This is a genomic window from Pseudomonas nitroreducens, assembly GCF_010994165.1.
In the GTDB taxonomy this organism is placed as follows: Bacteria; Pseudomonadota; Gammaproteobacteria; order Pseudomonadales; family Pseudomonadaceae; genus Pseudomonas; species Pseudomonas nitroreducens.
The window spans coordinates 1-25,420 of record NZ_WMBX01000004.1; the positions used below are offsets into that span (position 1 = coordinate 1).

28 protein-coding genes are annotated in these 25,420 nt (G+C 64.2%); 9 read left to right on the forward strand and 19 right to left on the reverse strand.

The window, feature by feature from the left end; genetic code table 11:
- Positions 1-472 precede the first annotated feature (472 nt).
- Positions 473-1,672, reverse strand: coding sequence for a tyrosine--tRNA ligase (gene tyrS, locus GJV37_RS17565; RefSeq protein ID WP_024763553.1), 1,200 nt, complete (start codon positions 1,670-1,672; stop codon positions 473-475).
- Positions 1,673-1,854: 182 nt separating this feature from the next.
- Between tyrS and GJV37_RS17570 the strand changes: the two genes are divergently transcribed.
- Positions 1,855-3,300 carry a peptidoglycan DD-metalloendopeptidase family protein gene (locus tag GJV37_RS17570; RefSeq protein WP_065085719.1) on the forward strand — a complete coding sequence of 482 codons (1,446 nt, stop codon included), beginning with the start codon at positions 1,855-1,857 and terminating at the stop codon, positions 3,298-3,300.
- A gap of 3 nt (positions 3,301-3,303) precedes the next feature.
- On the forward strand, positions 3,304-4,395 hold the full coding sequence (locus tag GJV37_RS17575) for an anhydro-N-acetylmuramic acid kinase (RefSeq protein ID WP_170857947.1): 1,092 nt from the start codon (positions 3,304-3,306) through the stop codon (positions 4,393-4,395).
- Between the two features lie 56 nt (positions 4,396-4,451).
- Here the strand turns inward: GJV37_RS17575 and erpA are convergent, their stop codons facing one another.
- Together erpA and argC are read right to left on the reverse strand one after the other, a co-directional pair.
- Complete coding sequence (erpA, locus tag GJV37_RS17580; RefSeq protein ID WP_024763556.1) at positions 4,452-4,802, reverse strand: iron-sulfur cluster insertion protein ErpA; 351 nt, start codon at positions 4,800-4,802, stop codon at positions 4,452-4,454.
- Positions 4,803-4,937: 135 nt separating this feature from the next.
- Positions 4,938-5,972 carry an N-acetyl-gamma-glutamyl-phosphate reductase gene (argC, locus tag GJV37_RS17585; protein WP_045212607.1) on the reverse strand — a complete coding sequence of 345 codons (1,035 nt, stop codon included), beginning with the start codon at positions 5,970-5,972 and terminating at the stop codon, positions 4,938-4,940.
- A gap of 259 nt (positions 5,973-6,231) precedes the next feature.
- Here argC and hemJ point away from each other — a divergent pair, with 259 nt between their 5' ends.
- The 4 genes from hemJ to GJV37_RS17605 all read left to right on the forward strand — a co-directional run bounded on the left by hemJ (position 6,232) and on the right by GJV37_RS17605 (position 9,692).
- Positions 6,232-6,657, forward strand: coding sequence for a protoporphyrinogen oxidase HemJ (hemJ, locus tag GJV37_RS17590; protein WP_065085717.1), 426 nt, complete (start codon positions 6,232-6,234; stop codon positions 6,655-6,657).
- Between the two features lie 19 nt (positions 6,658-6,676).
- On the forward strand, positions 6,677-7,645 hold the full coding sequence (locus GJV37_RS17595; protein WP_024763559.1) for an NAD(P)H-dependent flavin oxidoreductase: 969 nt from the start codon (positions 6,677-6,679) through the stop codon (positions 7,643-7,645).
- Positions 7,646-7,750: 105 nt separating this feature from the next.
- Positions 7,751-8,848, forward strand: coding sequence for a DUF805 domain-containing protein (locus GJV37_RS17600; protein WP_065085716.1), 1,098 nt, complete (start codon positions 7,751-7,753; stop codon positions 8,846-8,848).
- A gap of 55 nt (positions 8,849-8,903) precedes the next feature.
- A complete protein-coding gene (locus GJV37_RS17605; RefSeq protein ID WP_084359427.1) occupies positions 8,904-9,692 on the forward strand; it encodes an SDR family NAD(P)-dependent oxidoreductase in 789 nt (262 codons plus the stop codon).
- 6 nt (positions 9,693-9,698) lie between these two features.
- Here the strand turns inward: GJV37_RS17605 and GJV37_RS17610 are convergent, their stop codons facing one another.
- Positions 9,699-11,180, reverse strand: a complete 1,482-nt coding sequence (locus tag GJV37_RS17610; protein WP_170857948.1) for an AAA family ATPase — start codon at positions 11,178-11,180, stop codon at positions 9,699-9,701.
- A gap of 93 nt (positions 11,181-11,273) precedes the next feature.
- Here GJV37_RS17610 and GJV37_RS17615 point away from each other — a divergent pair, with 93 nt between their 5' ends.
- Entirely contained in the window at positions 11,274-11,612 is a 339-nt protein-coding gene (locus GJV37_RS17615) for a histidine triad nucleotide-binding protein (RefSeq protein WP_024763563.1), read from the forward strand.
- 102 nt (positions 11,613-11,714) lie between these two features.
- The gene (coq7, locus tag GJV37_RS17620; protein ID WP_024763564.1) at positions 11,715-12,362 is read left to right on the forward strand and encodes a 2-polyprenyl-3-methyl-6-methoxy-1,4-benzoquinone monooxygenase; all 648 of its coding nucleotides are present in this window, start codon (positions 11,715-11,717) and stop codon (positions 12,360-12,362) included.
- Between the two features lie 178 nt (positions 12,363-12,540).
- Here coq7 and speD read toward each other — a convergent pair whose 3' ends face one another.
- Together speD and GJV37_RS17630 are read right to left on the reverse strand one after the other, a co-directional pair.
- Positions 12,541-13,335, reverse strand: a complete 795-nt coding sequence (gene speD / locus GJV37_RS17625; protein ID WP_024763565.1) for an adenosylmethionine decarboxylase — start codon at positions 13,333-13,335, stop codon at positions 12,541-12,543.
- 223 nt (positions 13,336-13,558) lie between these two features.
- Complete coding sequence (locus GJV37_RS17630; protein WP_015475289.1) at positions 13,559-13,981, reverse strand: OsmC family protein; 423 nt, start codon at positions 13,979-13,981, stop codon at positions 13,559-13,561.
- Positions 13,982-14,355: 374 nt separating this feature from the next.
- Here GJV37_RS17630 and crp point away from each other — a divergent pair, with 374 nt between their 5' ends.
- The gene (crp, locus tag GJV37_RS17635; RefSeq protein ID WP_024763566.1) at positions 14,356-15,003 is read left to right on the forward strand and encodes a cAMP-activated global transcriptional regulator CRP; all 648 of its coding nucleotides are present in this window, start codon (positions 14,356-14,358) and stop codon (positions 15,001-15,003) included.
- A gap of 68 nt (positions 15,004-15,071) precedes the next feature.
- Here the strand turns inward: crp and trpC are convergent, their stop codons facing one another.
- The 13 genes from trpC to GJV37_RS17700 all read right to left on the reverse strand — a co-directional run bounded on the left by trpC (position 15,072) and on the right by GJV37_RS17700 (position 25,402).
- Positions 15,072-15,908 carry an indole-3-glycerol phosphate synthase TrpC gene (gene trpC, locus GJV37_RS17640; RefSeq protein WP_024763567.1) on the reverse strand — a complete coding sequence of 279 codons (837 nt, stop codon included), beginning with the start codon at positions 15,906-15,908 and terminating at the stop codon, positions 15,072-15,074.
- Complete coding sequence (trpD, locus tag GJV37_RS17645; RefSeq protein WP_054908057.1) at positions 15,905-16,954, reverse strand: anthranilate phosphoribosyltransferase; 1,050 nt, start codon at positions 16,952-16,954, stop codon at positions 15,905-15,907. Before trpD ends, trpC begins: the two co-directional genes overlap by 4 nt.
- A complete protein-coding gene (locus GJV37_RS17650) occupies positions 16,951-17,547 on the reverse strand; it encodes an aminodeoxychorismate/anthranilate synthase component II (RefSeq protein WP_065085713.1) in 597 nt (198 codons plus the stop codon). The genes trpD and GJV37_RS17650 overlap by 4 nt, the downstream gene beginning before the upstream one ends.
- 317 nt (positions 17,548-17,864) lie before the next feature.
- Entirely contained in the window at positions 17,865-18,116 is a 252-nt protein-coding gene (locus GJV37_RS17655) for a hypothetical protein (RefSeq protein WP_084359419.1), read from the reverse strand.
- Positions 18,113-18,469: a hypothetical protein gene (locus GJV37_RS17660; RefSeq protein WP_084359417.1), complete on the reverse strand. Its 357-nt coding sequence runs from the start codon at positions 18,467-18,469 to the stop codon at positions 18,113-18,115. The genes GJV37_RS17655 and GJV37_RS17660 overlap by 4 nt, the downstream gene beginning before the upstream one ends.
- A complete protein-coding gene (locus tag GJV37_RS17665) occupies positions 18,466-19,095 on the reverse strand; it encodes a glycoside hydrolase family 19 protein (protein ID WP_169890125.1) in 630 nt (209 codons plus the stop codon). Before GJV37_RS17665 ends, GJV37_RS17660 begins: the two co-directional genes overlap by 4 nt.
- Before the next feature lies 1 nt (position 19,096).
- A complete protein-coding gene (locus GJV37_RS17670) occupies positions 19,097-20,101 on the reverse strand; it encodes a phage late control D family protein (RefSeq protein WP_170857953.1) in 1,005 nt (334 codons plus the stop codon).
- 64 nt (positions 20,102-20,165) lie between these two features.
- Positions 20,166-20,375, reverse strand: coding sequence for a tail protein X (locus tag GJV37_RS17675; RefSeq protein WP_193452794.1), 210 nt, complete (start codon positions 20,373-20,375; stop codon positions 20,166-20,168).
- Positions 20,347-21,252, reverse strand: coding sequence for a phage tail protein (locus GJV37_RS17680; protein WP_084359410.1), 906 nt, complete (start codon positions 21,250-21,252; stop codon positions 20,347-20,349). Before GJV37_RS17680 ends, GJV37_RS17675 begins: the two co-directional genes overlap by 29 nt.
- Before the next feature lie 9 nt (positions 21,253-21,261).
- Positions 21,262-23,217: a glycine zipper domain-containing protein gene (locus GJV37_RS17685; protein WP_193452795.1), complete on the reverse strand. Its 1,956-nt coding sequence runs from the start codon at positions 23,215-23,217 to the stop codon at positions 21,262-21,264.
- 155 nt (positions 23,218-23,372) lie between these two features.
- Positions 23,373-23,714: a phage tail assembly protein gene (locus GJV37_RS17690; protein WP_024763577.1), complete on the reverse strand. Its 342-nt coding sequence runs from the start codon at positions 23,712-23,714 to the stop codon at positions 23,373-23,375.
- Between the two features lie 11 nt (positions 23,715-23,725).
- The gene (locus GJV37_RS17695) at positions 23,726-24,229 is read right to left on the reverse strand and encodes a phage major tail tube protein (protein WP_169890118.1); all 504 of its coding nucleotides are present in this window, start codon (positions 24,227-24,229) and stop codon (positions 23,726-23,728) included.
- A gap of 12 nt (positions 24,230-24,241) precedes the next feature.
- A complete protein-coding gene (locus GJV37_RS17700) occupies positions 24,242-25,402 on the reverse strand; it encodes a phage tail sheath subtilisin-like domain-containing protein (protein WP_193452796.1) in 1,161 nt (386 codons plus the stop codon).
- Positions 25,403-25,420 lie beyond the last annotated feature (18 nt).

Here is a 25,420-nt window from a genome sequence, read left to right on the forward strand (position 1 = left end):
CTCGAATTCACGAGTGTTACTTGCGTTGCTGATAATCAGTCGATCATCAGTCTTACATCACAAGCACCCACACGAATTGCCTGATTCAACTTGTTAAAGAGCAGTTGGTTAAGGCTTTCGTCTCAACCGAGGCGCGCATTCTACGCTAACCTCATCTTTCGTCAAGCTTTATTTTTCGAAAATTTCTTTTCTACTCAATCGCTTGGGCTTCCGAGAAGTCAAACCTCTCATCAGCGGGAGGCGCATTCTACAGCGATCAAACTCACTGTCAAGCACCTCGGCGACCTTCTTTTCAGCTCGCTGCCGGAGCAGCTAATGAAGAGCGGCAAGTGAATCACCTACCTGATCACCACTCCCAACCTCTAATCTCTGTAAGTACTTGATTTTCAAGTTCTTTCAGCGCTTCGTCGCTGGGAGTGGTGCGCATTATAGGGAGTTTAAATTGGCCGTCAACGACTAATTTAAACTTTCTTCACTCAGCGACCAGGGAAACACGAGCGAAGGCCTTCTTGCCGGCCTGCAGCACGTGAGTAGCGCCGACCTTGAAGACAAAGCTGCGATCCACCACGTCGCCATCCACACGCACGCCACCAGAAGACAGCAGGTCGCGAGCGACGGCAGAGTTCTTCACCAGCCCTGCCTTATTAAGGACGGCACCGATGGGCAGGTCCTCTGCCGCCGCCACTTCCACTTCCGGCAGATCTTCCGGCAGCTCGCCTTCCTTAAGACGGTTACCAGCGGACTTGTGCGCCGAAGCAGCAGCTTCTTCGCCATGGAAGCGAGCGACGATCTCTTCGGCCAGCTTGATCTTGATGTCACGCGGGTTGGCGCCAGCCTCTACATCCTTGCGGAAACCATCGATCTCCTCCATGGAGCGGAAGCTGAGCAGCTCGAAGTAACGCCACATCAAGGTGTCGGGAATGGAGACCAGCTTGCTGTACATGACGCCCGGCGCTTCCTGGATACCGATGTAGTTGCCCAGGGACTTGGACATCTTCTTCACGCCATCCAGACCTTCAAGCAGCGGCATGGTCAGGATGCACTGCGGCTCCTGCTCATAGGCACGCTGGAGCTCGCGCCCCATCAGCAGGTTGAATTTCTGATCGGTGCCGCCGAGCTCGACGTCCGCCCGCAGCGCTACCGAGTCATAGCCCTGAACCAGCGGGTAAAGGAACTCGTGAATGGCGATGGACTGGTTGCTGGCATAGCGTTTGCTAAAATCATCGCGTTCCAGCATACGAGCAACGGTGTACTGGGAAGCCAGACGAATGAAATCAGCGGGGGAAAGCTGGTCCATCCAGGTGGAATTGAACGCCACCTCGGTCTTCGCGGGGTCGAGAATCTTGAAGACCTGGGCTTTGTACGTCTCGGCGTTGTCGAGAACCTGCTCGCGAGTGAGGGGTGGACGGGTAACACTCTTACCGCTCGGGTCACCGATCATCCCAGTGAAGTCGCCGATCAGGAAGATCACCTGATGGCCCAGCTCCTGGAATTGGCGCAGCTTATTAATAAGGACGGTATGCCCCAGGTGCAGGTCAGGAGCGGTCGGGTCGAAGCCGGCCTTGATACGCAGGGGCTGGCCGCGCTTGAGCTTTTCGATCAGCTCGGCCTCCACGAGAATTTCGTCTGCTCCGCGCTTGATCAGCGCCAGCTGCTCTTCGACCGACTTCATTGCAGTTTCCTGTACGTTGCGAATTGCGAAAGGGAACCAACGATACAAGAACAGGCACTAAAAACAAGTTTTGCCCAGCGCCAGAGGACAGGACGTCAGAAGCCCGACATCAGGGTTGCTTCAGAGGGAATTTGGTTATATTTTAGGCAGTTATTTCACATTCCAAAAACACCACTCACGCCATGACGCAATCCGATCAGAAAGCGCCGTACTACCCGAAGAGCCATCTGCTGGCCGCAAGCGGTGTAGCAGCGCTCCTCAGCCTGGCTCTGCTGGTGTTCCCCTCGGCCGAGGTCGAGGCGAAGAAGACCACGCTCAATCTCGAGCTGGAAAACGGCACCGAGCAGATTCTCCAGGAAAAAGACGACCTTCGACCCGCTCCGGTCACGGAAGACGGCAGCTCCTCCCCTTTCGCGCAGATAGAAGGGCAGCCCGACAACCAGAACAGCGCCGGAAAAGACGCAGAAAAGAAGAACGATCTCGCCGATTCGAACCAGCAACCCTCCCCCTCCGCTTCCGCAGAACCTGCGTGGAAAAGCGTGACCGTGGGCAAGGGCGACACTCTTTCCAACGTGTTCGCGAAGGCCGGCCTGCCGGCGAACGCCGTGCACGACATGCTTGCCGCCAACAAGGACGCCAAGCAGTTCACCCGTCTTGATGTCGGCCAGGACGTGGACTTCCTTATCGATTCCAAGGGCGAGTTGCAGGGCCTCAAGGTCAAGCGCAGCGATCTGGAGACCATCAGCCTGGCGAAATCTGCCAAGGGCTATGACTTCAAGCGCGACCTGGTCAAACCTTCAGTCCACGCCAACTATGCCCACGGCCGCATCGACAGCTCGCTGTTCGTCGCAGGCCGCAACGCCGGGCTGTCTCACGACCTGATCATGTCGATGGCCAACGTCCTGGGCTACGACATCGACTTCGCCCAGGATATTCGCCAGGGTGACGAGTTCGACGTGATCTACGAATCCCAGCAGGTGAAGGGCAAGCAGGTCGGCACCGGCAGTATCCTCGCGGTGCGCTTCGTCAACCGCGGCAAGGAATACACCGCGGTGCGCTACACCAACAAGCAGGGCAACACCAGCTACCTGCGCGCGGATGGCAGCAGCATGCGCAAGGCGTTCATCCGCACCCCGGTGGACTTCGCCCGTATCAGTTCGCGCTTCTCTATTGGGCGCTTCCATCCCATCCTGAACAAGATTCGAGCACACAAGGGCGTGGACTACGCAGCGCCGATCGGCACCCCGATCAAGGCGACCGGCGACGGCAAGATCCTCGAAGCCGGCCGCAAGGGTGGCTACGGCAACGCCGTGGTGATCCAGCACGGCCAGCGCTATCGCACCGTTTACGGCCACATGAGCCGCTTCGCCAAGGGCATCCGCTCCGGCGTGGCAGTGAAGCAGGGCCAGATTATCGGTTACGTCGGCATGACCGGGCTGGCCACCGGCCCGCACCTGCATTACGAGTTCCAGGTCAACGGCCAGCACGTCGATCCGCTGAGTGCCAAGCTGCCGACCGCCGACCCACTGACCGGTCCGGAGCGCAAGCGCTTCATGGCTCAGGCGCAACCGCTGATCGCGCGCATGGACCAGGAGAAGGCAACCTTCCTGGCCCTGAACAAGCGCTGATCGATGCCGCTCTATCTGGGGGTAATGTCCGGGACCAGTCTCGATGGACTGGACATCGCCCTGATCGAGCAAGGCGAGCAGACCACTCTGCTCGCCTCCCACTACCTTCCCATGCCTGCGGCGCTGCGTGCCGATCTCCTGGCACTCTGCTCTCCCGGCCCTGACGAAATCGCCCGCAGCGCTCTCGCGGAAAACCGCTGGGTGCGTCTCGCCGCACAAGGCATCAACGACCTCTTGGCTCGCGAGAATCTGGCCGCAAGCGCCGTTCGCGCGATTGGCAGCCACGGCCAGACCATTCGCCATGAACCGCACCAGGGCTTCACCGTGCAGATCGGCAACCCGGCGCTGCTCGCCGAGCTGAGCGGCATCGATGTGGTGGCCGACTTCCGTCGTCGTGACGTCGCCGCCGGCGGCCAGGGCGCACCGCTGGTGCCCGCTTTCCACCGCGCGCTGTTCGGCAGCGATGGCCGCGAGTGCGCCATCCTCAACGTGGGCGGCTTCAGCAACGTTTCGCTGCTGAGCCCCGGCGAACCGGTTCGCGGATTCGACTGCGGCCCCGGCAACGTGCTGCTGGATGCCTGGATTCAGGAGCAGCGCGGCGAAGCCTATGACCGTGACGGCGCCTGGGCTGCCAGCGGCAGCATCGATCAGGCGCTACTGCAGAAGATGCTGTCCGATGAGTTCTTTGCCGCGAAAGGCCCGAAGAGCACCGGACGCGAACGCTTCAACCTGAATTGGCTGAACGCGGTCCTGGCCAAGCACGACCCGGTCAAGGACGAAGATGTACAGGCGACCCTGCTGGAGCTGACCGCGCAAAGCATCGCCGCAGCGCTGCTGGAAGCGCAGCCCGGCTGCGAGGAAGTAGTGGTTTGCGGCGGGGGCGCCTTCAACGTCACGTTGATGCAGCGTCTGGCCGCCCATATGCCCGGCGCCAGCGTGATCAGCAGCATCGACCGCGGCGTGCCGCCAGAGTGGATGGAGGCCATGGCGTTCGCCTGGCTGGCCCACCGCTTCCTGGAGCGTGAGCCTGGCAACTGCCCGGAAGTCACGGCCGCACAAGGTCCTCGAATCCTCGGCGCGCTCTACCCCGCCTGAACCCATCCACAAACAAAAACGCCGCGCATCGGCGCGGCGTTTTCGCTTTTACGGCATCAGATCGAGAAGGACTGACCGCAGCCGCAGGTGGTCGCTGCGTTCGGGTTCTTGATGACGAACCGCGAACCTTCGAGACCTTCCTGGTAGTCCACTTCCGCACCGGCGAGATACTGGAAGCTCATCGGATCGACCACGAGGTTGACGCCGTCGCGCTCGACGATGGTGTCGTCCTCCGCGGTGTCTTCATCGAAGGTGAACCCGTACTGGAAGCCCGAACAGCCACCGCCCGTGACGAAAACCCGCAGCTTGAGGCGCGGATTGCCTTCTTCGTCGATCAGGTTCTTCACCTTGTTCGCAGCGCCTTGCGAGAACATCAGCGGAGTGGGGGTGAAGGTTTCGATGGTCATGGTGACAACTCTCCCGGCCGAAGCCGTACGTTACAACATTGCGGACTATTATCCGCTTACCCCAGAAAAACGGTCAACTAATCCGACTCATCCATTGGTCCAGATCAATCGACCGCCTTCCAGGGCAATCTTTCCTTACGGCAGCAGCGCGACGTTGGACAGGCCCAGGTGCTCGTCCAGACCGAAGAGGATGTTCATGTTCTGGATCGCCTGGCCGGACGCGCCCTTCACCAGGTTGTCGATGACCGACAGGATCACCACCAGGTCGCCGCCCTGGGGACGGTGCACCGCGATGCGGCAGACGTTGGCGCCACGCACGCTGCGGGTTTCCGGATGGCTGCCGGCGGGCATCACGTCGACGAACGGCTCATTGGCGTAACGCTCTTCATAGAGCTTCTGCAGATCGACACCACGGTCAGCGACGCGTGCGTAAAGCGTCGCATGGATGCCGCGGATCATCGGGGTCAGGTGCGGCACGAAGGTCAGGCCGACATCGCCCTTGGCCGCGCGACGCAGGCCCTGGCTGATTTCCGGCAAGTGCCGGTGACCTTTCACCGAGTACGCCATCATGCTTTCGCCGGCCTCGCAGAACAGCGAGCCGACCTTGGCGCCACGACCGGCGCCGCTGACACCGGACTTGCAGTCGGCGATCAGCTGGCTGGCGTCGGCCAGGCCGTTCTCCAGCAGCGGAATGAAGCCGAGTTGAGTGGCAGTCGGGTAGCAGCCGGGAACGGCGATCAGGCGTGCGGACTTGATGGCCTCACGATTCACTTCCGGCAAGCCGTAGACGGCCTCGGGCAGCAGCTCCGGCGCGCCGTGCGGCTGGCCGTACCACTTGGCCCACTCCTCGGCGTCCTGCAGGCGGAAGTCCGCGGACAGGTCGATCACCCGGGTACCGGTGGCCAGCAGTTCGCCGGCCAGCGCGTGGGCCACGCCATGGGGAGTAGCGAAGAACACCACGTCGCACTCGCCCAGACGTTTCACGTCCGGCACGCTGAAGGCCAGGCCGTCGTAGTGGCCTCGCAGGTTCGGGTACATGTCGGCGACTTTCACGCCCTCCTCGGAGCGCGAGGTGATCACCTCGACGCGCGCCTGGGGATGCTGTGCCAGCAGGCGCAGCAGTTCCACGCCCGTATAACCCGTACCGCCTACGATACCGACCTTGATCATCTGCCTGTCACTCCACCTATGGGGCCAAATTCAGGGGCAGTCATGATATGAGCCACCGCCCCCGCTGAACAGAGCGAATCCGCCTGAATTGAGGGTACGCGGCGCAAGAGTTTCCGCTTTCCGATCAGGGGCCTGATCGGCGCCTGGCGATACCGATTACCGCAGTCGAACGAACTTTCCCACACTGCAGGCGCCACAGGGATGACGGCATTGCACGGCGCCACTACTATCGGCTCAACCGTGATCCGAGGACGTCCCGATGCTTTACCTGTGGTTGAAAGCCTTTCACATCATTGCCGTAGTCTGCTGGTTCGCCGGCCTCTTCTATCTCCCGCGCCTGTTCGTCTACCACGCCATGAGCGAGGACGCCGCCAGCCGCGAACGCTTCTGCGTCATGGAGCGCAAGCTGTACCGCGGCATCATGGGCCCGTCGATGATCCTCACCATCGTCCTCGGTGCCTGGATGCTCTATCTCAACCCCGCCTGGCTGACCCAGGGCTGGATGCACGCCAAGCTCACGCTGGTGGTACTGCTGATCGGCTACCACCACGCCTGCGGCGCCATGCTCAAGCGCTTCGCGCGCGGCGAGAACGGGCGCAGCCATGTGTTCTACCGCTGGTTCAACGAAGTGCCGGTACTGTTCCTGATCGCCATCGTGATCCTGGTGGTCGTCAAACCCTTCTGACCCCGACAAGGAGACTGTCATGTCCCTGCCCGCCCTGCTCGACCGCCGCCTGCGCATTCCCCTGGTGGCGGCACCGATGTTCCTGGTCTCCACCCCGCAACTGGTGCTGGCGTGCTGCAAGAGCGGCATCGTCGGCAGTTTCCCCGCACTGAACCAGCGCGAGAGCAGCGGTTTCAAGGCCTGGCTGGAAGAGATCGAAGCCGGGCTGGCAGCCGACCCGCAGGCAGCGCCCTATGCGGTCAACCTGATCGTCCACAACACCAATCCGCGGCTGCAGGCCGACCTGAAACTGTGCGTCGAGCACAAGGTGCCCATCGTGATCACCAGCCTGGGCGCGGTGCGCGAGGTGGTCGACGCCGTGCACAGCTATGGCGGCCTGGTGTTCCATGACGTCACCACCCGTCGCCACGCCGAGAAGGCGGCGGAAGCTGGGGTCGACGGCTTGATCGCGGTGGCCGCCGGTGCCGGCGGCCATGCCGGTACCTGGAGCCCCTTCGCGCTGGTCGCGGAGATCCGCCAATTCTTCGACAAGACCCTGCTGCTGGCCGGCTGCATCAACCATGGCCACGAGATCCTTGCCGCCCAGGTGCTGGGCGCCGACCTCGCCTACCTCGGCACCCGCTTCATCGCCACCCGCGAAAGCGCGGCCTCGGAGGCCTACAAGCACATGCTGCTCGACGCCCGCGCCGCCGATATCATCCACACCCCTGCCGTTTCCGGCGTACCGGCCAGCTTCATGCGCCAGAGTCTGGAGGCTGCCGGCTTCGACATGCAGCGGTTGAATGACAAGGGCGCGCTCAACTACGGCGAGAAACTCAAGCCGGTGAGCGACGAGGCCAAGGCCTGGAAGACCGTGTGGTCCGCCGGCCAGGGCGTCGGCGATATCCGCGACCTGCCGGCCGTGGGCGAGCTGATCGCGCGCCTGGACCATGAATACCGCCAGGCCCTGACCCGCAGCGCCGGCCTGTCCAACCAACTGCTGGTCTGAGCTGCGGCACCGCTCACGAGATATCCGCCGAGGCCGCTTGTTGGCCTTCGGCGGCCCGATTACGCTGTAGCGATTCCAACATAGCCAGAAGACAAGGATGCCCCTATGGACCAATCCCGCTTCAAGATCGTGTTCGACGGCGCGCTGATGCCCCAGACGCCACTGGAGACCGCCAAGGAAAACCTCGCCCGCCTGTTCAAGAGCGATGCCGCGAAGATCGAAGCGCTGTTCAGCGGCCAGCCGGTCGTGCTCAAGCGCGACCTGTCCGGCGACGAGGCCGACAAGTACTTGCGCGCGCTCCATGGCGCTGGTGCCAACGCCCGCAAGGAAGCCGAAGGCGTCGCGGGCCTCAGCCTGGTGGAAACCGATGACCACCCCAGCGAAGCGACCCTGGCCGCCCGCGCGGCCGGTGAAGCGGCCAGCAACGAGCGGATGACCTGCCCCAAGTGCGGGCATGAGCAAGCCAGCGCCATCGAGTGCAGTGCCTGCGGCATCGTCATCGAGAAATACCTGGCGCGCCAGGCTGAGCTCGCAGCCAACCCGGCCCCCACCGCGGCGCCCCCCACTCCGAACACCGCAACATCGCCCTATGCGCCGCCCCAGGCACAGGTTGGCGACGACCTGCCAGAATTCGGCGAGCTGAAAGTCCGTAGCCTGTCCGGCCGAATCGGCCGCGTGCGCTACCTTGGCTGGTCAGCGGCACTGTCCTTCATCGTTTTCGGCGCCTACCTGGTCGCCAGCCTGCTGATGGCCGTTTCGCTGCCCCTGGGCGTAGCCGCCATTGCCGCGGTGGTCATTGCCGCCATGGTCTTCAGCGTGCCGATCGGCGTGCAGCGCCTGCATGACTTGGGCTGGTCCGGCTGGCTCTGGCTCGCGCTGCTGGTGCCTTTCGTCAACGTGGTCCTCAGCCTGCTGCTGCTGTTCATGCCCGGCGAGCAGTCCGCCAACCGCTTCGGTCCGCCGCCGCCGCCCAACAGCACCGGCGTCAAGGTCCTGGCCTTCTCCTGGCTGCTGTTCCCGGTGTTTGGCGGTATCCTCGCCGCCATCGCGATCCCGGCCTACCAAAGCTACATCGAGCGCGCCCAGGCTGCGCAGGCGCAGTCCCAGCAGGGCGACGCAGCTGCCGACCCGGCAGCCACCGCGGAGCCCTCCGACGGCGACTTCAGCAGTGGCGACACCGAAGGCGGCGACTCGGATCAGTAATGCAACAACCCGTGGCGGGCGTGGTCGAACGCCACCCCGCCACAGAGACTCCTGAATGCCTCGTTTTGCCCTCATCACCGGCGCCTCCAGCGGTATCGGCCTGGCCCTGGCCGAAGCCCTCGCACGTCGCGGCCAGGCGCTGATCCTGGTGGCGCGCAAGCGCGACGCGCTGGACAGCATCGCCTGCGAACTGTCCCAGCGTTTCGGGGTGGAGGTGCTATTCCGCGTCTGCGACCTCTCCGAACCGCTGCAGATATCCGGACTGCTCCACGAGTTGGAACAGAGCGGGCGGCAGATCGAACTGCTGGTGAACAACGCCGGTGTCGGCACCTCCGGCACCTTCATCGACCAGGACTGGTCCCGCGAGCAGGAACTGCTGGAGCTCAATGTGCTGGCTCTGGCGCGCCTGTGCCACGGCATCGGAGCGATGATGGAGCGCAGCGGCGGCGGGCGGATTCTCAACGTCGCCTCCATGGCGAGCCTCCTGCCCGGCCCCTGGATGAGCAGCTACTACGCCAGCAAGGCGTTCGTGCTGCACTTCTCCGAGGGATTGCGCGAGGAGCTCAAAAGCCGTGGCATCAAGGTTTCCGTGCTCTGCCCAGGCCCAACCCGCACGGCGTTCTACCGCAACGCCGACATGCGCCTGGGCAAGCTCGACAATGGCAAGCGGATCATGTCGCCCGAGGAAGTCGCCTTCCTCGCGGTGAAGGCACTGCGCCGCGCACCGGCGATCATCATCCCCGGCTGGCGCAACCGACTCTTCGCCTGCGCGGTGCGCCTGCTACCGCGCTGGGCCCTGCGCAAGCTGGCCGGCCGAGTCAATCGCCTGGCCCTGGCCGGCTAGCCAGGTTCAGTCCGCGCGCACCGTGCGGCCATCGGCCCACGCGCGCAGGGCTGCCAACTCCTCGGCCATCACCACCGACAGCGGCGCTGTGCGGCGGATTTCCTCCAGCAGCAACGCCTGGTCCACGGACTTCTGCCGAGCCTGCGCGGCATAGAACGCGCCGACGACTGCCTGCTCGATCTCCGCACCGGAGAATCCCTCGGTGGCAGCGGCCAGCTCGCCCAGTTCGAACTGGGCGGCGTCCAATTCACGACGCTGCAGATGGATGCGGAAGATATCCTGGCGTACCTCGTCGTCCGGCAGGTCGACGAAGAACAGCTCGTCGAAGCGCCCCTTGCGCACCAGTTCCGGCGGCAGGCGCTCGATGGCGTTGGCGGTGGCGACCATGAATACCGGCGCCTTGCGCTCGGCCATCCAGGTCAACAGCGTGGCCAGAACGCGCTGGCTGACGCCATTATCCTGATCTCCGGTAGCCACGCCTTTTTCGATTTCGTCCGCCCAGAGCACGCAGGGCGCCATGCTGTCCGCGAGGCGCAACGCCTCGCGCAGGTTACGCTCGGTCTCACCGAAGTACTTGTTGTAGAGGCTGCCGAAGTCCAGGCGCAGCAGTGGCAGGCCCCAAAGGCCGGCGATTGCCTTGGCCGCCAGGCTCTTGCCGCCACCCTGCACCCCCACCAGCAGCACGCCCTTGGGCAGGTCCTTGTCCTTGGCCTCGGTGAACGCGCTCTGCCGCTCGCCCAGCCAGCGCTTGAGGCTGGCCAGCCCGCCCACTTCAGCGAAACGCGCAGTATCGTGCTCGAAGCTGAGCACGCCATCGAGGTTGAGCAGCTCGAACTTGGTGCGGTTGAGCTCCGGCAGGTCTTCCTGGGTGATCGCCCCGTCATTGCAGATCACGCTGCGCGCCAGCAGCCGCGCCTCACCGTGAGTGAGTCCGCGAAGGTTCTTCACCACCTGGCGCAGCGTGCGGTTGTCCGTACGTACGCGCGCGCCCCGGTTACGCTCGCTCCAGCGGGTCGCTTCCTCGCGGACCAGCCCCACCAGTTCATCCTCGGACGGCAACGATAGGGCAAAGCGCGCCGCGAAGCGCTGAACCTCGGCGGGCAGCTTCAGTGCATGGGAAACCAGCACCACCGTGGGGCGGAAATTCCCCTCGGCCATGGCGATCTCCTTGAGCAGGCGCACGGCACGCGGGTTGTCCGCCAGATAGGGATGCAGATCGCAGAGCACATAGAGGTTCGGCTGCGGATCGGCCTTGATCAGCCGCAGGGCATTCTCCGCCTCACGGCTGTCGTCCTCGCCCAAGGGCTCGCCGCCGAACCCCAGGCGCTGCAAGCCTTCGGTCGCCGACCAGAATTGCAAGTTGAGCCCGCGCCGTACCGCCAGGCCGGTCAGGGTTTCCAGGACCCTGGGCTCGTCCCAGGATTCGATCACGATCAGTTTGACCCTGGAGTCGAGCACCAGGCCCAGGTCATGGATATCGTTCTGCACGCTCGCTCCTTGCGCTGGCCGGCCCGGAACTGGGCGCGGCGGTCGACGGCCGCTAAACTGCTGCTCCTGCCCATATGACTGGAGGTGCATTTCGTGGACTGTCTGTTCTGCAAGATCGTCGCCGGGGAAATTCCCGCGCGCAAGCTCTATGAGGATGACCAGGTCATCGCCTTCCACGACATCGGCCCGCAGGCGCCCGTGCATTTCCTGGTGATCCCGAAAAAGCACGTCTCCACCCTCAATGACCTGACCGAGGCAGACAAGCCGTTGGCCGGGCACATCCTTTTCACCGCCCAGCGGCTGGCAAAGGAGCAGGGTTGCGACGAGGGCTTCCGCGTGGTGATGAACTGCAACGACCTGGGCGGCCAGACCGTGCACCACATCCACATGCATGTGCTGGGTCAGCGCCAGATGCACTGGCCGCCGGGTTGATCGGCGCCCCGTCGATAAAAGGAAGCTGCGCGCACCTCGGCAAGACCTGTCATCCGCCATCCGGTAAACTGCCGGGCGAATGTTCCTACTCGGAGGTGCGCCATGTCCGCCGACCGTCACTACTCTCCCGCCGACCGCTTCCTGCTGCAGGCCGATGCTGCACTGCGCACCCTGCTGCCGTTCAGCGGTCATCCGGGGCGCCCGTCCCCTGCCATCGTCCAGCCCGACGCCGAGCTCAGCGAGACTGATGCCCGCCACGTGGCCGGTCTGATGCGCATCAACCACACCGGCGAAGTCTGCGCCCAGGCGCTGTACCAGGGCCAGGCGCTGACCGCCAAGCTGCCGAAGGTACGCAAGGCCATGGAGGAAGCGGCCGACGAAGAGGTCGACCATCTTGCCTGGTGTGAGCAGCGCATCCGTGAACTGGGCAGTCGTCCGAGTGTGCTCAACCCGCTCTTCTACGGGCTGTCCTTCGGCGTCGGCGCCGCCGCCGGGCTGATCAGCGACCGCGTCAGCCTGGGCTTCGTCGCCGCCACCGAAGACCAGGTGTGCAAGCATCTGGACGAACACCTGGCGGAAATCCCCGCCGAGGACCAGAAGTCCCGCGCCATCCTCGAGCAGATGCGCGAGGACGAGGAGCACCACGCCACCAGCGCCATCGAGGCTGGCGGCCTGCGCTTCCCGGCGCCGGTGAAGTTCGGCATGACGCTGTTGTCCAAGGTGATGACCAAGTCCACCTACCGGATCTGATCCGGCCGGCAACGAAAAAAGGGGCGCCCAGTGGGCGCCCCTTTTTCGTTTCTACTATCGAGCGTTACGAGCGCAGGGGAGACAAGGCGGAAAATCGGGATGAAAGCGGAGTCTGCTTGAGCAAATGAGCATTTCAGCCCGGCCTTTCGATGCCGTATCTCCCAGCGCAGTAGCTCGGTCAGCGCGGCATGTTGCGCGCGTAGAAGATCTCCAGCATCTCGTGCCGGACACGCTCTTCCACCTGCTTGCGCTGCTCGGGCGAGAGATTGCTCGTGGCATCACCGAACAGGTAGTTGTCCAGGTCGAACTCCTTGAGCAGCATCTTGGTGTGGAACAGGTTCTCCTGGTACACGTTCACGTCGGTCATCTGATAGGCCTCGTACGTGTCGTCGGAGAGGTAGTTCTGGATCGAGTTGATCTCGTGGTCGATGAAGTGCTTCCGGCCTTCCACGTCACGGGTGAAACCGCGCACGCGGTAATCCACGGTGACGATGTCCGAGTCGAACTGGTGGATGAGGTAGTTGAGCGCCTTGAGCGGCGAGATGACGCCGCAGGTCGACACATCGATATCCACACGGAAGGTCGCGATGCCTTCCACCGGATGAATCTCCGGATAGGTGTGCACGGTGATATGGCTCTTGTCGAGGTGCGCCAGGATGGTTTCCGGTAGCGGCCCCGGGGATTCCTCGATCTGGCTGTCGGTCGGGGTGACCGGCTGCTCGGAGATCAGGATGGTTACGCTGGCGCCTTGCGGATCGTAATCCTGACGGGCGATGTTCAGGATGTTTGCGCCAATGATGTCGACAACATCGGTGAGGATCTGCGTGAGACGCTCGGCATCGTACTCTTCGTCGATGTACTGCACGTAGGCCTGCTGGTCTTCAGGCGTCTCGGCGTAGCAGATGTCATAGATGTTGAAGCTCAAGGTCTTCGTCAGGTTGTTGAACCCGTGGAGCTTGAGTTTGCTTTTCACCGTGGGAGAACTCTCATCAAATGCGGCTCTGCCGCGTGGTTGAGCATGCCCGTCAGATGCGTACGGCGCACCTGCGTAGGACGGTTTACACCTCTTCGCGATGGCGATTGTGGTTTCTGGTTTCGGGCGGAAGGCCCTGAAAAAAGGTGGCGCATTATGCAGAGGTCAGGCGACCTCTGCCAGATTTTGCGCACCCTTGATGATGAAAGGATGAAGGAAGCTGTCAGCCCAGTTCCACGATCTCGTAATCGTGGGTGATCTCCACGCCGGCGCGGCCGAGCATGATCGAGGCGGAGCAGTATTTCTCGGCCGACAGTTCGACCGCACGCTTGACCTGCGCTTCCTTCAGACCACGGCCCTTGACCACGAAATGCACGTGGATCTTGGTGAACACCTTCGGGTCTTCGTCGGCGCGCTCGGCTTCGAGGAAGGCCTCACAGCTCTCCACCGGCTGACGGCCTTTCTTCAGGATGCTGACCACATCGAAGTTGGTGCAGCCACCGAGGCCGAGCAGCAGCATTTCCATCGGACGCACACCCAGGTTGCGGCCGCCGGCGTCCGGCGGGCCGTCCATTACCACCACGTGGCCGCTGCCGGATTCACCGAGGAACATGGCCTCGCCCGCCCACTGGATTCGCGCTTTCATTGCAAAGAACTCCGCCGGAAAAAAGGGGCGTTAGCTTAACACAGCCCTCTAGCACGCCCACCGGGGCCTGCGGCTGTTACCCAGGTCTCATTTCCACACGGCGAGTATGCATTTATCACTTAAGCTGGCGCCGGTTTACTGGCACACTCTAGGAAATTGCCCGCACGAATGTTCCAGCTTTCCGATTGTTGGTAACACGTCGTCTGTTAAGCTCTTGCGGATTTACGTACGCGCAAGAATGCTCAGCAAGGCAATCTGCCGCCCTGCGGATCGAGGGGGATCGAGCCAGGGACGCACGGCACTACAGCTGGTCATAAAAAATCATTAGCGCCTGTTGTGCAAAGGCCACTCTTTATTCTTTCCGGGACTCGGGCATGGTAGCTATTACCCTCACACCCAAAATCAAGAACCTCGACAAGTTGCTCGCGCATTGTCATCGCCGCCGCTTCACCGCCAAGAGCACCATCATCTACGCCGGGGACCGCTGCGAGAGCCTGTTCTTCATCATCAAAGGGTCGGTCACTGTCCTGATCGAGGACGACGATGGCCGCGAGATGATCATCGGGTACCTCAACACCGGCGATTTCTTCGGGGAGATGGGGCTCTTCGAGAAGGAAGGCAGCACCGGCCAGGAGCGTAGCGCCTGGATCCGCGCCAAGACCGAATGCGAAGTCGCCGAGATCAGCTACGCGAAATTCCGCGAACTGAGCCAGCAGGATCCGGAGATTCTCTTCACCCTGGGCAGCCAGATGGCCGATCGCCTGCGCAAGACCACGCGCAAGGTCGGCGACCTGGCCTTCCTCGATGTCACCGGCCGCGTCGCCCGCACCCTGCTGGACCTGTGCCAGCAGCCCGACGCCATGACCCACCCGGACGGCATGCAGATCAAGATCACCCGCCAGGAGATCGGCCGCATCGTCGGCTGCTCCCGCGAGATGGTCGGCCGCGTGCTCAAGAGCCTGGAGGAACAGGGCCTGGTGCATGTGAAAGGCAAGACCATGGTGGTCTTCGGCACCCGCTGAAGCATCCCCAGAACGCAAAAAAGCCGGCAATCGCCGGCTTTTTTGTTGTCCTGACTCTATAGGAGCTGTCAGTCCGGATCGGCGCCCAGCTTGACCTTGCTGCGCTCGGGGAAGAACAGGCGCTTGAGCTCGGTGCCCGGCTCGTCGGCACGCATGAAGGCTTCGCCGACCAGGAAGCCGAACACGTCGCTGACTTCCATCAGCTCCACATCGGCGCGGTTGAGGATGCCGCTTTCGGTGATCACCATGCGCTCGCGCGGGATTTCCGGCAGCAGGTCCAGAGTGGTCTCCAGGCTGACTTCGAATGTGTGCAGGTTGCGGTTGTTGATGCCGACCAACGGAGTGTCCAGGGTCTTCAGCGCGCGCTCCAGTTCCGGGGCGTCGTGCACTTCCACCAGCACGTCGAGGCCGACGTCCTTGGCCACCGAAGCCAGCTCGGCCATGCGCACGTCATCCAGCGCCGAGACGATCAGCAGGATGCAGTCGGCGCCGATGGCGCGGGCTTCCACCACCTGATACGGGTCGATCAGGAAGTCCTTGCGGATCACCGGCAGCGTGCAGGCCGCGCGGGCTTCCTTGAGGTAGGCGTCGCTGCCGAGGAAGAAATCGATGTCGGTCAGCACGGAGAGGCAGGCGGCGCCGCCCTCCTCGTAACTGCGGGCAATGTCGGCGGGGTCGAAGTTCTCGCGCAGGATACCCTTGCTCGGGGAAGCCTTCTTCACCTCGGCGATCACCGCCGGCTCACGGCGCTTGGCACGCTCCAGCAGGGCATTGGCGAAACCACGCGGGGCATCCGCGGCACGCGCCAGTTGCTCCAGCTCGGCGATGCTCACACGACTGCGGCGGTCGGCGACTTCTTCGGCCTTGCGGGCCAGGATCTTCTGCAGAACCGTCGGCACACTCACTGTGCGTTCTCCTCTCGGTAAACGGCGGTGAAGGCCGCCAGCTCTTCCATCTTCTCCCGCGCCAGCCCCGTGTGCAGGGCGTCGTGGGCCAATTGCATGCCTTCGTGCAGGCTGGTGGCCAGGTCCGCCGCATAGAGCGCGGCGCCGGCGTTGAGCACGATCAGCTCGGCGGCCTTCTGCCCGGCCTCGGTCTTGCGCCGGCCAAGGGCATCACGGATCAGCTCCAGCGACTGCTGCGGGCTGTCCACGGTCAGGCCGATCAGGCTCTGGCTCTTGATGCCGAAGTCTTCCGGCTGCACTTCGTACTCGGTGACCACGCCGTCCTTCAGTTCGGCCACATGGGTCGGTGCGGCGAGGCTGAACTCGTCCAGGCCATCGCGCGAATGCACCACCAGGATGTGCTCGCTGCCCAGGCGCTTGAGCACCTCGGCCAACGGACGGCACAGCGCCTGGCTGAACACGCCGACCACCTGGTGTTTCACACCGGCCGGGTTGGTCAGCGGGCCGAGCATGTTGAACAGGGTACGCAGGCCCAGCTCGCGGCGCGGGCCAGCAGCATGCTTCATGGCCTTGTGGTGGACCTGGGCGAACATGAAGCCAACGCCGACGGTCTCGATGCAGCGCTTCACCTGGACGGGCTTGAGGTCCAGGTAGATGCCGGCCGCTTCCAGCAGGTCGGCGCTGCCGCTCTTGCCGGAGACCGCACGGTTGCCGTGCTTGGCGACTTTGCCGCCCGCCGCGGCGACGACGAAGGCCGCCGCCGAGGACACGTTGAAGATGTTCGCGCCGTCACCGCCGGTGCCGACCACATCCACCACGTGCTTGAGGCTGTCCAGTTCGACCTGGTCGGCCAGCTCGCGCATCACCGCGACGGCACCGACGATCTCGTCGATGGTCTCGCTCTTCATGCGCATGCCCATGAGGAACGCGCCGATCTGCGCGTCGGTGCACTGCCCGGTCATGATCTCGCGCATGACGTCCTGCATTTCCTCGGTGGACAGGTCCAGCTGGTTGACCACGCGGTTGAGGGCTTCCTTGATATTCATGCGCGCACCCCGCCGGTCTGCTTGAGGAAGTTGGCCAGCATCTCGTGGCCCTGTTCGGAGAGGATCGACTCGGGGTGGAACTGCACGCCCTCGACGTTCAGCGTCTTGTGGCGCAGGCCCATGATCTCGTCGACCGAGCCGTCATCCAGCGCCGTCCAGGCGGTGATCTCCAGGCAGTCGGGCAGCGTCTCGCGCTTGACCACCAGGGAGTGATAGCGGGTCTGGGTCAGCGGATTGTTCAGGCCGGCGAATACACCCTGGTCCTTGTGGAACACAGGACTGACCTTGCCGTGCATGACCTGGCGCGCCCGCACCACGTCACCACCGAAGGCCTGGCCGATGGACTGGTGGCCCAGGCACACGCCCAGCAGTGGCAGCTTGCCGGCGAAGCGTTCGATCACTTCCAGGGAAACACCCGCTTCGTTCGGGGTGCACGGACCGGGGGACAGGACGATGCGCTCGGGATTGAGCGCGGCGATCTGGTCGACGCTCAACTCATCGTTGCGAATGACGTGGATGTCGGCCTTCAACTCGGCGAAGTACTGCACCAGGTTGTAGGTGAAGGAATCGTAGTTATCGATCATCAGCAGCATGTCTGCTCGAACCTCATGATTGCACTGCTTTCGGATCGCGCCATCGTCGACACCCGTTGCGGCCTCGTAGGCTGCGCGAATCTGGCAATTATGCCAGCGGATGGGAGAAATGGACGCGTAAGAAGAGACCGGCGCTATGCCGGGAAAGAAGGAATCAGGCGCGCCAGCGCCAACGGGCGAATGCCTTGAGGAGGGAGGTGATGATGCGGGTGCGGTGGATCACGGTTGCGGTCTCGCCTAGCGATGGCCGAACAGTAGCCCAAGGCCGGGCGCCAGCGCAATACGCGCGGCGCCCCTGCCGACGAAGGTAGGACGTTTCACTGGCACGCCTGGAGGGCAGCACGCAGGCGGGTTTCGTAGGCCAGGTGTTGCTGACGTTCGGCCAGCAGCGCACGAACCTTGGTTTGCAGGTCGTCCGCCGGGCGCAGGGCGGTGGTGGCGAATTGGGGAGCTTCGATGGCCGGTGTCTGGCACGGCACCGGGATGGGAATACGGATTTCCACGGGCTTGGGTGAAGTCGCGGCGCAACCGGCGATCAACAGCGGGAAGATCAGCATGAGCACTTTCATGGCAGCAGTTCCCGGTCGATCAGTTGACGAACCACCGCGCACTCTTCGCCCTCGCTGCGCTCCAGCAACAGTCGGTTTGCGGCATCTTCATGGCTTTGCGCCAGGTCACGGGCCTGGGCCAGGGCTCGCTCGGCGGCCTCCGCACGCTGGCGGGAGCTTTCAGCCAACACGTCGAGCTGCTCGTTCTGCAGCACCAGCCGGGATTCCAGCGCCTTGCCGGCTTCGCTGCAGCGCGCCTGCTCGAGCTGCAGGCCCTGCAACTGCCCGCCATAGAAGCGCGACGCCAGCCAACCGCCGAACAGGCCACCCAGCAGGAAGCCGGCCATCCCCAGCGCCAGCCAGAAACGGCTCATCCCAGCACCTCCTGCGCACGCCGCCAGAGCAGCAAGCGCTCCTCCAGGCCATTGAGCCCGCCATTGATGCGCCGGGTAATGTCCTCGAAGCGCCCGGCGTCCGCCAGCTCGCCAAGTCCGTTGCGCTGCCACCACCAGGCGGCGGATCGACACGCCCAGCGTGGCTCCGCCAGCAGTTGCGGGCGGGCGACAAAGGGCTGTGCGAGCCCTTCGCCAACCGAGCGGTAGTTGCTCCGTCCCGTCACCTGCAGCAGGCCGCGTCCACGAAAACGCCAGCCGTCGCCAGAGGCTTCGTCACCGTTTCCGTTGCGCCCGGCGTAGACGAGGTTGGCAATGCGCTCCGGCTGGTACGCCACCTCTCGCGCCAGCGCCGTGGGCGAGCCCTCGGCGCTGCGGAAGCGCCGGGGCCAGACGGCGGCCAGACGCTGGGCGCTGTAAGTCAGGCTTTCCACGCAGCGGGTCAGATGGGCACTTTCATGGCCGACCTGGGCGATGAAGGCAGCAACACGCGGCGGCGTGTCGATTCCGAAATCCCCCATGGCGGCGTCGAGTGCCGGAAGAAAAACGCCCGCGACAGGGCGGGCGTTGGGCAGAATCAGCAGCAGCTGGCGTTCGTCGATTTGCATTTCAGCCGCCCTCCCCAGCCTTGCCCTTCCCCTGCGCCCCGCCGTTGCACTGCACCGTGGTGGTCCAGCCACCCGTGGAATAATGCTGGGTGACCGAGTCGATCAGGTAGCGGCCGTCGAGCCCAGCCTTGAAGCCCTGCAGAACAATGGTCAGTTCGGCGAACAGATCGGCGCGGCCGGGCAAGTCCAGCTGCACTTCAGCGCTGTTGCGATTGAACTCGGCCAACCGTGCCGCAGCGACGCGCCGGGCCGCTGCCTCGTCCGGCTGCGGGTGGCGGTCGCAATGCTCCGCGGCGATTTGTGAGGGTGCGTCCGGGTTGGTCACACGAACCTGCTTCTGCACGCCGTCGGCGCCGCGATAGGGCACCTTCACCGCTGCCACGACCTTGCGGTCATCCAGGGTAAAGCGGAACGAACCCACGTCCCCGCGTCCCAGCACCGGTATCTCCAGCGCCTGCCCACTGGCGCTGCGGCCAGACTGGCGCGGCTGCACCAGCAGGCAGTTGTTGGCCAGCTTAGCGGTGCAGTCGTACTGCCGGGCCAGCCGGGTGATGAAGTTGAAGTCCGACTCTCGAATCTGGTCGATGCGCGCGATCACTGTCTCGACATTGCACGCCGCGCGCCAGCCATTGCGCGCCGCGATATCCGCCACCACGTTCGCCAGGCTCATACCTTCCCAACTGCCGCTGCGAGCGGCCTTGCCCTGGCCGCGCATATCCCCGCTCTTGCCCTTGATCACCAGGTTGTCCGGCATGCCGCTGTAGGTCAGCGTATCCACCACATAGCGGCCCATGCGCGTAAGCGGCGCGCCGTCGTAGCCGAGGAAGACCTCCAGCGCCGCGCCGCGCCGGGGCAGCGTGACGGCGCCATCGCGGTCATCGATGGTGATCTGGAAGGTGTCGGACTCCAGGCCAGGCTTGTCGGTCAGTTGCAGCTCGATCAACCGGTCGCTGATCAGCGCAGTAATGTCCGCGCCGTCGGCGCTGATGCGGAAGGCAGGTTTCATAAGCCACCCTGAATGAAATGGCCCCGCCTGAGCGGGGCCTGGTTACTGAAGCGAATGCCGGTGGTCACTCCCACAAGCGCACGCTCTGGTCTGCCGGCACGAGCAGTTCCGGCAGGCGGATGATCACGCCGCCCCGTAACGGTTGAGCTTCGTCGGCCAGTCCGGGATTGGCATCCAGCACGGCTTCCACGCAGCCATTGAGATGCCCGTAGCGCTGGTAGCAAAGGTGGTCCAGCAGGTCGCCGTCAACGCTTCTGACTATCGTCGTCGCCATAGCGGGTGAACTCCAGGTCGAGGGTTTGCTGACGCGGCACGCCATTGGCGAACAAGGCCTCCTGCGTCTCGGTGATCTTGGTCAGGCACCAGTTGCCCAGGTCATCGCCGCGGCCGGTACCGAGATGGACCGGCTCGCTCAGCGCGGCGATGTCGCGCAGCATCCGCGGCTGGTTCCAGCCGACGCGCTGCGAGGTGTCGCCGGCACGGATGAACAGCGGCATGACCACGCCATTGAGCGTGAGCGTTTCCGGGCCCAGGCCGACGCTCTGCTGCGCGCTGCGCCGGCCAAGCCGTGCCTGGTCCTTCCAGGCATAGCTGCTGGTGCGGGTCAGCCGCTGGAAGCCGGTGGTGTCGACGTTGAAGTAGTAAGTCTGCTCGGTCGACTTCAACGGGGTCATGATCAACAGGTGCTGCGGCACCTTGCACATCTGCGCGGAAGGGTCGAGCCTGGGTGCCAGCACCGAGCTTGGCAGGATGTCCTTCAGGCGCGGATCGATCTTGCCCAGCACCTTGTTCACCGCCTGGCCGGCATTGCTGATCTCTTCTCCCAGCTTCTCCACGTGCTCGTTGACCTCGGCCGCCACTTGCCTGGCCTTGTCGAGGTTCTTCTGCAGCTTTTCCTGCTCGGCCTGGGCTTTCTTCACCCCGTCCTGCAACTTGCCCTGGGCACGAACGATGCCATCGGTGACGCGCTTGAGCTTGGCGGCCGCCTCGGGCGTGACGCCGGGCAGGCCTTCGAGCGCTGCGACGCCGCTGCGAATGTGCAGCATTGCCTTGTCCACCGGTGCGGCGACCTGCTCCAGGTCGCGCCGGGCGGCCGTGGCAGCGCCCGCAATCATCCCGAGGCCGGTATTGAACTGTTCCAGATAGGTCATGGGGCCTCCCTACATGACGACGGTGTCGAACAGCGCGTTGCGCTGCCTTTCCTGCTGAGCCTCGGCGATCAGCCGGCGCATTGCCGGGACCAGCTCATCCAGCAGTTGCTGCGGATTGACGATGTTGCCCGCCACGTTGATGCTCACCTGCGGCGAAAAGGTCCAGCTGGCTGGAGCGTTGGCGGCCATAGCTGCGGCGACCGGAGCTGCCGGGGCCGGCGCGGCAGACTGCGATTTCGCTGCTTCGTCCGACGGACCGAACAGCGCGCCGACCCTGCCACCTATCCATTCGCCGACGGTCGCGCCGATGGCGCCGCCCACCAGCGTCCCCACGACGGGAATCGGAATCAGCGTGCCTAGCGCAGCACCTGCTGCCGCACCAATGGCCGAGCCTCCGGCCTTGCCGTAGCCGACGGCCTTCTGCGCAGGCGACTGGTCACTGGCATAGACCGAGGCAACATCGGCGATCGCCAACGCGGCATTGACCGGCCCGAAACGTCGCAAGCCCGCTCCAGCTTTCCGTACCAATCCGCCCGCCGCCCTTCCGATGCCGGAAGCACCCACGCGGCGTGCCAGGCCTGCGCCACGACGCAGGATGCCACCAGCGGCGCGGCCGACACGCGAAGAGCGCACGGTTTGTGCCGCCCGGCCGAGCCATCCGGAGGCGGCTCCCGCGGCGCGTCCCAGGGTGGACCGTGCGCGCTGGAAGATACCGCCACGCGCCGCCCTGCCCGAGCCGCCGGTTTTCGATTTTCCGCCGCCCTTGCCTTTGCCCTTGCCTTTCGGCCTGCCCTCGAGGAGACCGTCGCACACGCAGGCCGGCCAGTTGGTGACGAAGACATCCTGGACCTCGCGCTTGCCCCAGTTCCAGGGCATTGCATCATTGGCGTCCTCGACGAATTTCTTTGCATCGATCAGGGACTTCAGCGCCAGCAGACCACCGCCGACAAACTCCAGGGCGCCCTGATGGCTGAGCATGGCATCACCCATTCCCAGCATGGCGCCGGAAATCTTCTGCTCGCTGGCCTCCAACTGCCCCAGCGGAGATTCCTGATGTTGCTTGACGCCCTGCTGCAACAGGTCGGCCGGGGCAGCAGCCAGGGACTGCCTGGTCTGCAACAAGGCCTCAGTCTTCTGCGAGTCTCCTGGCCGCAACGAGGCCAGTCTGCCAAGCAGATCGCGGCTGAACAGCTCGACCGACGGCGCTTCCTTCTGACCACGCCACGCCACTGCACTCAACGCACGCTCCAGATCGGCGGCATTGTTGATGCCCCCCTTCTGCTGCAGGGCGCTGATCAGCTGTGCCGTCGTTTGCATCGACACGCCCTGCCCCTGGGCGAACCTGGCCGCCACCGGCAACATCGTGTCCATATCGCGGAGCGGCACCTCGCTCTCGGCCATCGCCTGCGCCAGGTCCAGCACCTTTTCGCGGGGCATCGCAGCAGCATCCGCCGCCATCACAACGCGCTTGCCCAATGCCGCCTCGGCGACCGGGTCGTAGGGTTGCCCTGCCGCTTCGCGAACCTGCATCAGACGCCCACGAAACGCGAGGCTCGCGCTCAGGGAAGATCGCGCGACATCACCGACAGAGTTCAGCTCGGACAACGACTTTGTCGCCGTTTCCATTCGCTGCCAATCGTTCGCCGGTGCGCTCGCCGCTGGCGCTACACCGACGGTGATTTTCGGCAAGCGAACCTCTGCCGGCCGCAGCCCCAGCAGATCGATGATCCGTCGCAGCGCCAGCCTGGTTTCCCCCGCGTTGCGCTCACTGGCGCGATGGCGGATATCCTGATTGTCCAGAACGGCATCGATGCCATCCACCAGCGTGCGCATGGGCAGACTTGCATCCAGTTTTCCAACGAGGGTTCCCAGGCGCACGGCGGAGTCCGTTATCACCCGGCCGAGCGTGCTGCCCAGACCGACGACAGCCGCCACCAGCACGTCCGGCTTTTCACTCATTTCCATTTCACTCGCCCTCTGACGACATTCGCCACTTCAACGACAAGGGAGCGCCGGTCACCCGACGCTCCGCGAGGGCGAACTAGCCCGCCTCGTCCCCCAGCCACCAACGCAGGTCGCTGAGGGTCATGCACTCCAGTTCGCCGGCCGTGAAGCCCGACTCAGTCGCCAGTCGCCGCGCCAGCTGGCGCATCAGCGCGAAGCTCATCGTCGTCCTCTCGCACCAGGCGAAAGTAGGCGTGTTGCAGGCGCTGGTAATCGCTGAGCTTGAGCCCCTCCAGGTCCTGACGGCTGACCTGCACCAGCGAGGCGAACAGTTGCAGCTCGCGCTCCTCGTCATCACTGGCCACCTTGCTGGCCAGGCGGATGTCACGCACGGTCGGCGCACGCAGGGTGAGGACGTCCACATCGACGCCGTTGCAGGAGGTCGGACGGGACAGCTTCACCACCGCCGCGTCCTCGGAAAGGCTCAGCCACGCGGGCTGTTTGACAGAGTCTTGCATCACGGCTCTCCTCAGACGCCCAGGTCGTTACGCATGGCGGCGAGCTGGTCGACGCCGTCGATCTTGCGCACCGAGTTGGCCGGGTCGATCTCGAACATCTCGCGACCCTCGACTTCCAGCTTGTAGTAGGTGACCGCCACGCTGTAGGTACAGGCGGCCAGGTCGCCGGCTTTCCAGTCGCCCGGGTTGATCTCCTTGAGCAGGCCACGGACGGTGGCGACCACTGGAACGTTGCCGCCCTTCTGGGTCTTGAAGGAGCCGCGGAAGGTGCCGTTGAATGCTCCCTGGTCGCTCAGGCCGAAAAACTTCATGGCCTCGCGGCGCGCGCCGTTGGTGGTGAACTTCGCCTCCATGGCCTCCAGGCCGACGTCGAGCAGGACCGGAGCGTCCATGCCACCGGCACGGTACTCCTGGGTCTTCACCTTGAGGGTCGGCAGGGTCAGGGAGGGCACGTCACCGGCAAAGCTGACGCCGTCGACGAAGAGGTTGGTATTGGTCAGGATCTGCGGAATCATCTGGGGTTCTCCTTAAGCCGCGTCCAGGACTTCGGTGAGCCACTGATCGGTCACTTCGACGCGGAAGTTGGGGTTCTCGGCAGGCGGTACATCGGTGAAGCGGATGTTCCAGTACACCTTGCCCTGGGCCAGTTGGCTGGCGGTGTTGAGTTCCGGGTCGGCATAGACCTCGAAGTCGATCACCGCGCCCTGGTTCTTCAGGTCGCGCATGAAGGCCTGCAGGCCCTCGGTGACGTCCTTCACGTAGGTCTTGGTGATGCCGCGGTCGACCGCCCACTTGTGCCCGGCGAGGATCGCGTCCATCACCATGTCCATGGTCCGCACGCGGGTCACGAAGGCCCACTTGGCGTCGCTGGAGAGGGTGCGGTTGCCCCACAGGCGGTAGCCGTCGTCGCGGATGATGGTGGTGATGTTGGCGTTGTTGAGCAGGTTGGCGCGGCAGGTCTCGTCGCCGTCGAGGAACTCGATGGGGCGGCCGGTGCCGGTGATGCCGAGCAGTTCCTTGTTCGACGGCGAGGACCAGAAGCCGTACTGGCTGTCGGTCCAGGCGAACAGCGCGGCGGCGTTGGCGGATGCCGGTGCGTCAACGGTGGCGCTGCTGGCGGTGTCCCAGTACTGCACGCCCGGATCGACCAGGTAGATGCGCTTGCTGCCGAACTCGCCGGCGTAGGCGATCGCCGCCTCGTCGGTGGTGTTGGGGCCGTCGACGATGGCGATGGCGCGCAGCTTCTCGGCCAGCGCGCCCATGGCGGTGCCGACCGCCTGGGTGGCGGAATGTTTTGGCGCGATCAGCAGGCGCGGCTGGGCGTTGAAGCGCGACTTGCCATCGAGCAGCGCCTGCAGGCCGGTACGCTGGCCGGCTTCGGTGACGCTGCCGATGATCGCGGAAGTCAGCTGCGCGGCATCCTCGACTTTCGCCACGCCCACCGCCACGACCACCGCGGCGGACTGGGTGAAGATGGCGGTGCAGGACTTGTAGATCGCCGACGCGGTGCCGAACGCGGCGGCCGCTTCACGCAGGTTGGTGAGCAGCACGGGCATGTCCGCCTGGGCAGTCAGCTTGCTATCGGGGGTGAAGGTATCCACCAGGCCGATGATCGAGGACGACGGCAGCGCAATGGTGCGCGCACCGACGTCGACATTGGTCACGGTGACGCCGTGAAAGAAGCTCATAGGGTTTTCTCCAGACAT

Excerpts from the sequence above, each read along its gene's own strand:
- GJV37_RS17665 (WP_169890125.1), bottom strand. The coding sequence starts at position 19,095 with ATGCAAATCGACGAACGCCAGCTGCTGCTGATTCTGCCCAACGCCCGC.
- GJV37_RS17700 (WP_193452796.1), bottom strand. The coding sequence starts at position 25,402 with ATGAGCTTCTTTCACGGCGTCACCGTGACCAATGTCGACGTCGGTGCG.
- GJV37_RS17670 (WP_170857953.1), bottom strand. The coding sequence starts at position 20,101 with ATGAAACCTGCCTTCCGCATCAGCGCCGACGGCGCGGACATTACTGCG.
- GJV37_RS17655 (WP_084359419.1), bottom strand. The coding sequence starts at position 18,116 with ATGAAAGTGCTCATGCTGATCTTCCCGCTGTTGATCGCCGGTTGCGCC.
- trpD (WP_054908057.1), bottom strand. The coding sequence starts at position 16,954 with ATGAATATCAAGGAAGCCCTCAACCGCGTGGTCAACCAGCTGGACCTG.
- GJV37_RS17675 (WP_193452794.1), bottom strand. The coding sequence starts at position 20,375 with ATGGCGACGACGATAGTCAGAAGCGTTGACGGCGACCTGCTGGACCAC.
- GJV37_RS17680 (WP_084359410.1), bottom strand. The coding sequence starts at position 21,252 with ATGACCTATCTGGAACAGTTCAATACCGGCCTCGGGATGATTGCGGGC.
- GJV37_RS17595 (WP_024763559.1), top strand. The coding sequence starts at position 6,677 with ATGTCCCTGCCCGCCCTGCTCGACCGCCGCCTGCGCATTCCCCTGGTG.
- hemJ (WP_065085717.1), top strand. The coding sequence starts at position 6,232 with ATGCTTTACCTGTGGTTGAAAGCCTTTCACATCATTGCCGTAGTCTGC.
- GJV37_RS17570 (WP_065085719.1), top strand. The coding sequence starts at position 1,855 with ATGACGCAATCCGATCAGAAAGCGCCGTACTACCCGAAGAGCCATCTG.
- GJV37_RS17575 (WP_170857947.1), top strand. The coding sequence starts at position 3,304 with ATGCCGCTCTATCTGGGGGTAATGTCCGGGACCAGTCTCGATGGACTG.
- GJV37_RS17630 (WP_015475289.1), bottom strand. The coding sequence starts at position 13,981 with ATGAAAGCGCGAATCCAGTGGGCGGGCGAGGCCATGTTCCTCGGTGAA.
- argC (WP_045212607.1), bottom strand. The coding sequence starts at position 5,972 with ATGATCAAGGTCGGTATCGTAGGCGGTACGGGTTATACGGGCGTGGAA.
- GJV37_RS17690 (WP_024763577.1), bottom strand. The coding sequence starts at position 23,714 with ATGCAAGACTCTGTCAAACAGCCCGCGTGGCTGAGCCTTTCCGAGGAC.
- GJV37_RS17660 (WP_084359417.1), bottom strand. The coding sequence starts at position 18,469 with ATGAGCCGTTTCTGGCTGGCGCTGGGGATGGCCGGCTTCCTGCTGGGT.
- erpA (WP_024763556.1), bottom strand. The coding sequence starts at position 4,802 with ATGACCATCGAAACCTTCACCCCCACTCCGCTGATGTTCTCGCAAGGC.
- GJV37_RS17600 (WP_065085716.1), top strand. The coding sequence starts at position 7,751 with ATGGACCAATCCCGCTTCAAGATCGTGTTCGACGGCGCGCTGATGCCC.
- GJV37_RS17685 (WP_193452795.1), bottom strand. The coding sequence starts at position 23,217 with ATGGAAATGAGTGAAAAGCCGGACGTGCTGGTGGCGGCTGTCGTCGGT.
- GJV37_RS17695 (WP_169890118.1), bottom strand. The coding sequence starts at position 24,229 with ATGATTCCGCAGATCCTGACCAATACCAACCTCTTCGTCGACGGCGTC.
- crp (WP_024763566.1), top strand. The coding sequence starts at position 14,356 with ATGGTAGCTATTACCCTCACACCCAAAATCAAGAACCTCGACAAGTTG.
- tyrS (WP_024763553.1), bottom strand. The coding sequence starts at position 1,672 with ATGAAGTCGGTCGAAGAGCAGCTGGCGCTGATCAAGCGCGGAGCAGAC.
- GJV37_RS17650 (WP_065085713.1), bottom strand. The coding sequence starts at position 17,547 with ATGCTGCTGATGATCGATAACTACGATTCCTTCACCTACAACCTGGTG.
- GJV37_RS17605 (WP_084359427.1), top strand. The coding sequence starts at position 8,904 with ATGCCTCGTTTTGCCCTCATCACCGGCGCCTCCAGCGGTATCGGCCTG.
- coq7 (WP_024763564.1), top strand. The coding sequence starts at position 11,715 with ATGTCCGCCGACCGTCACTACTCTCCCGCCGACCGCTTCCTGCTGCAG.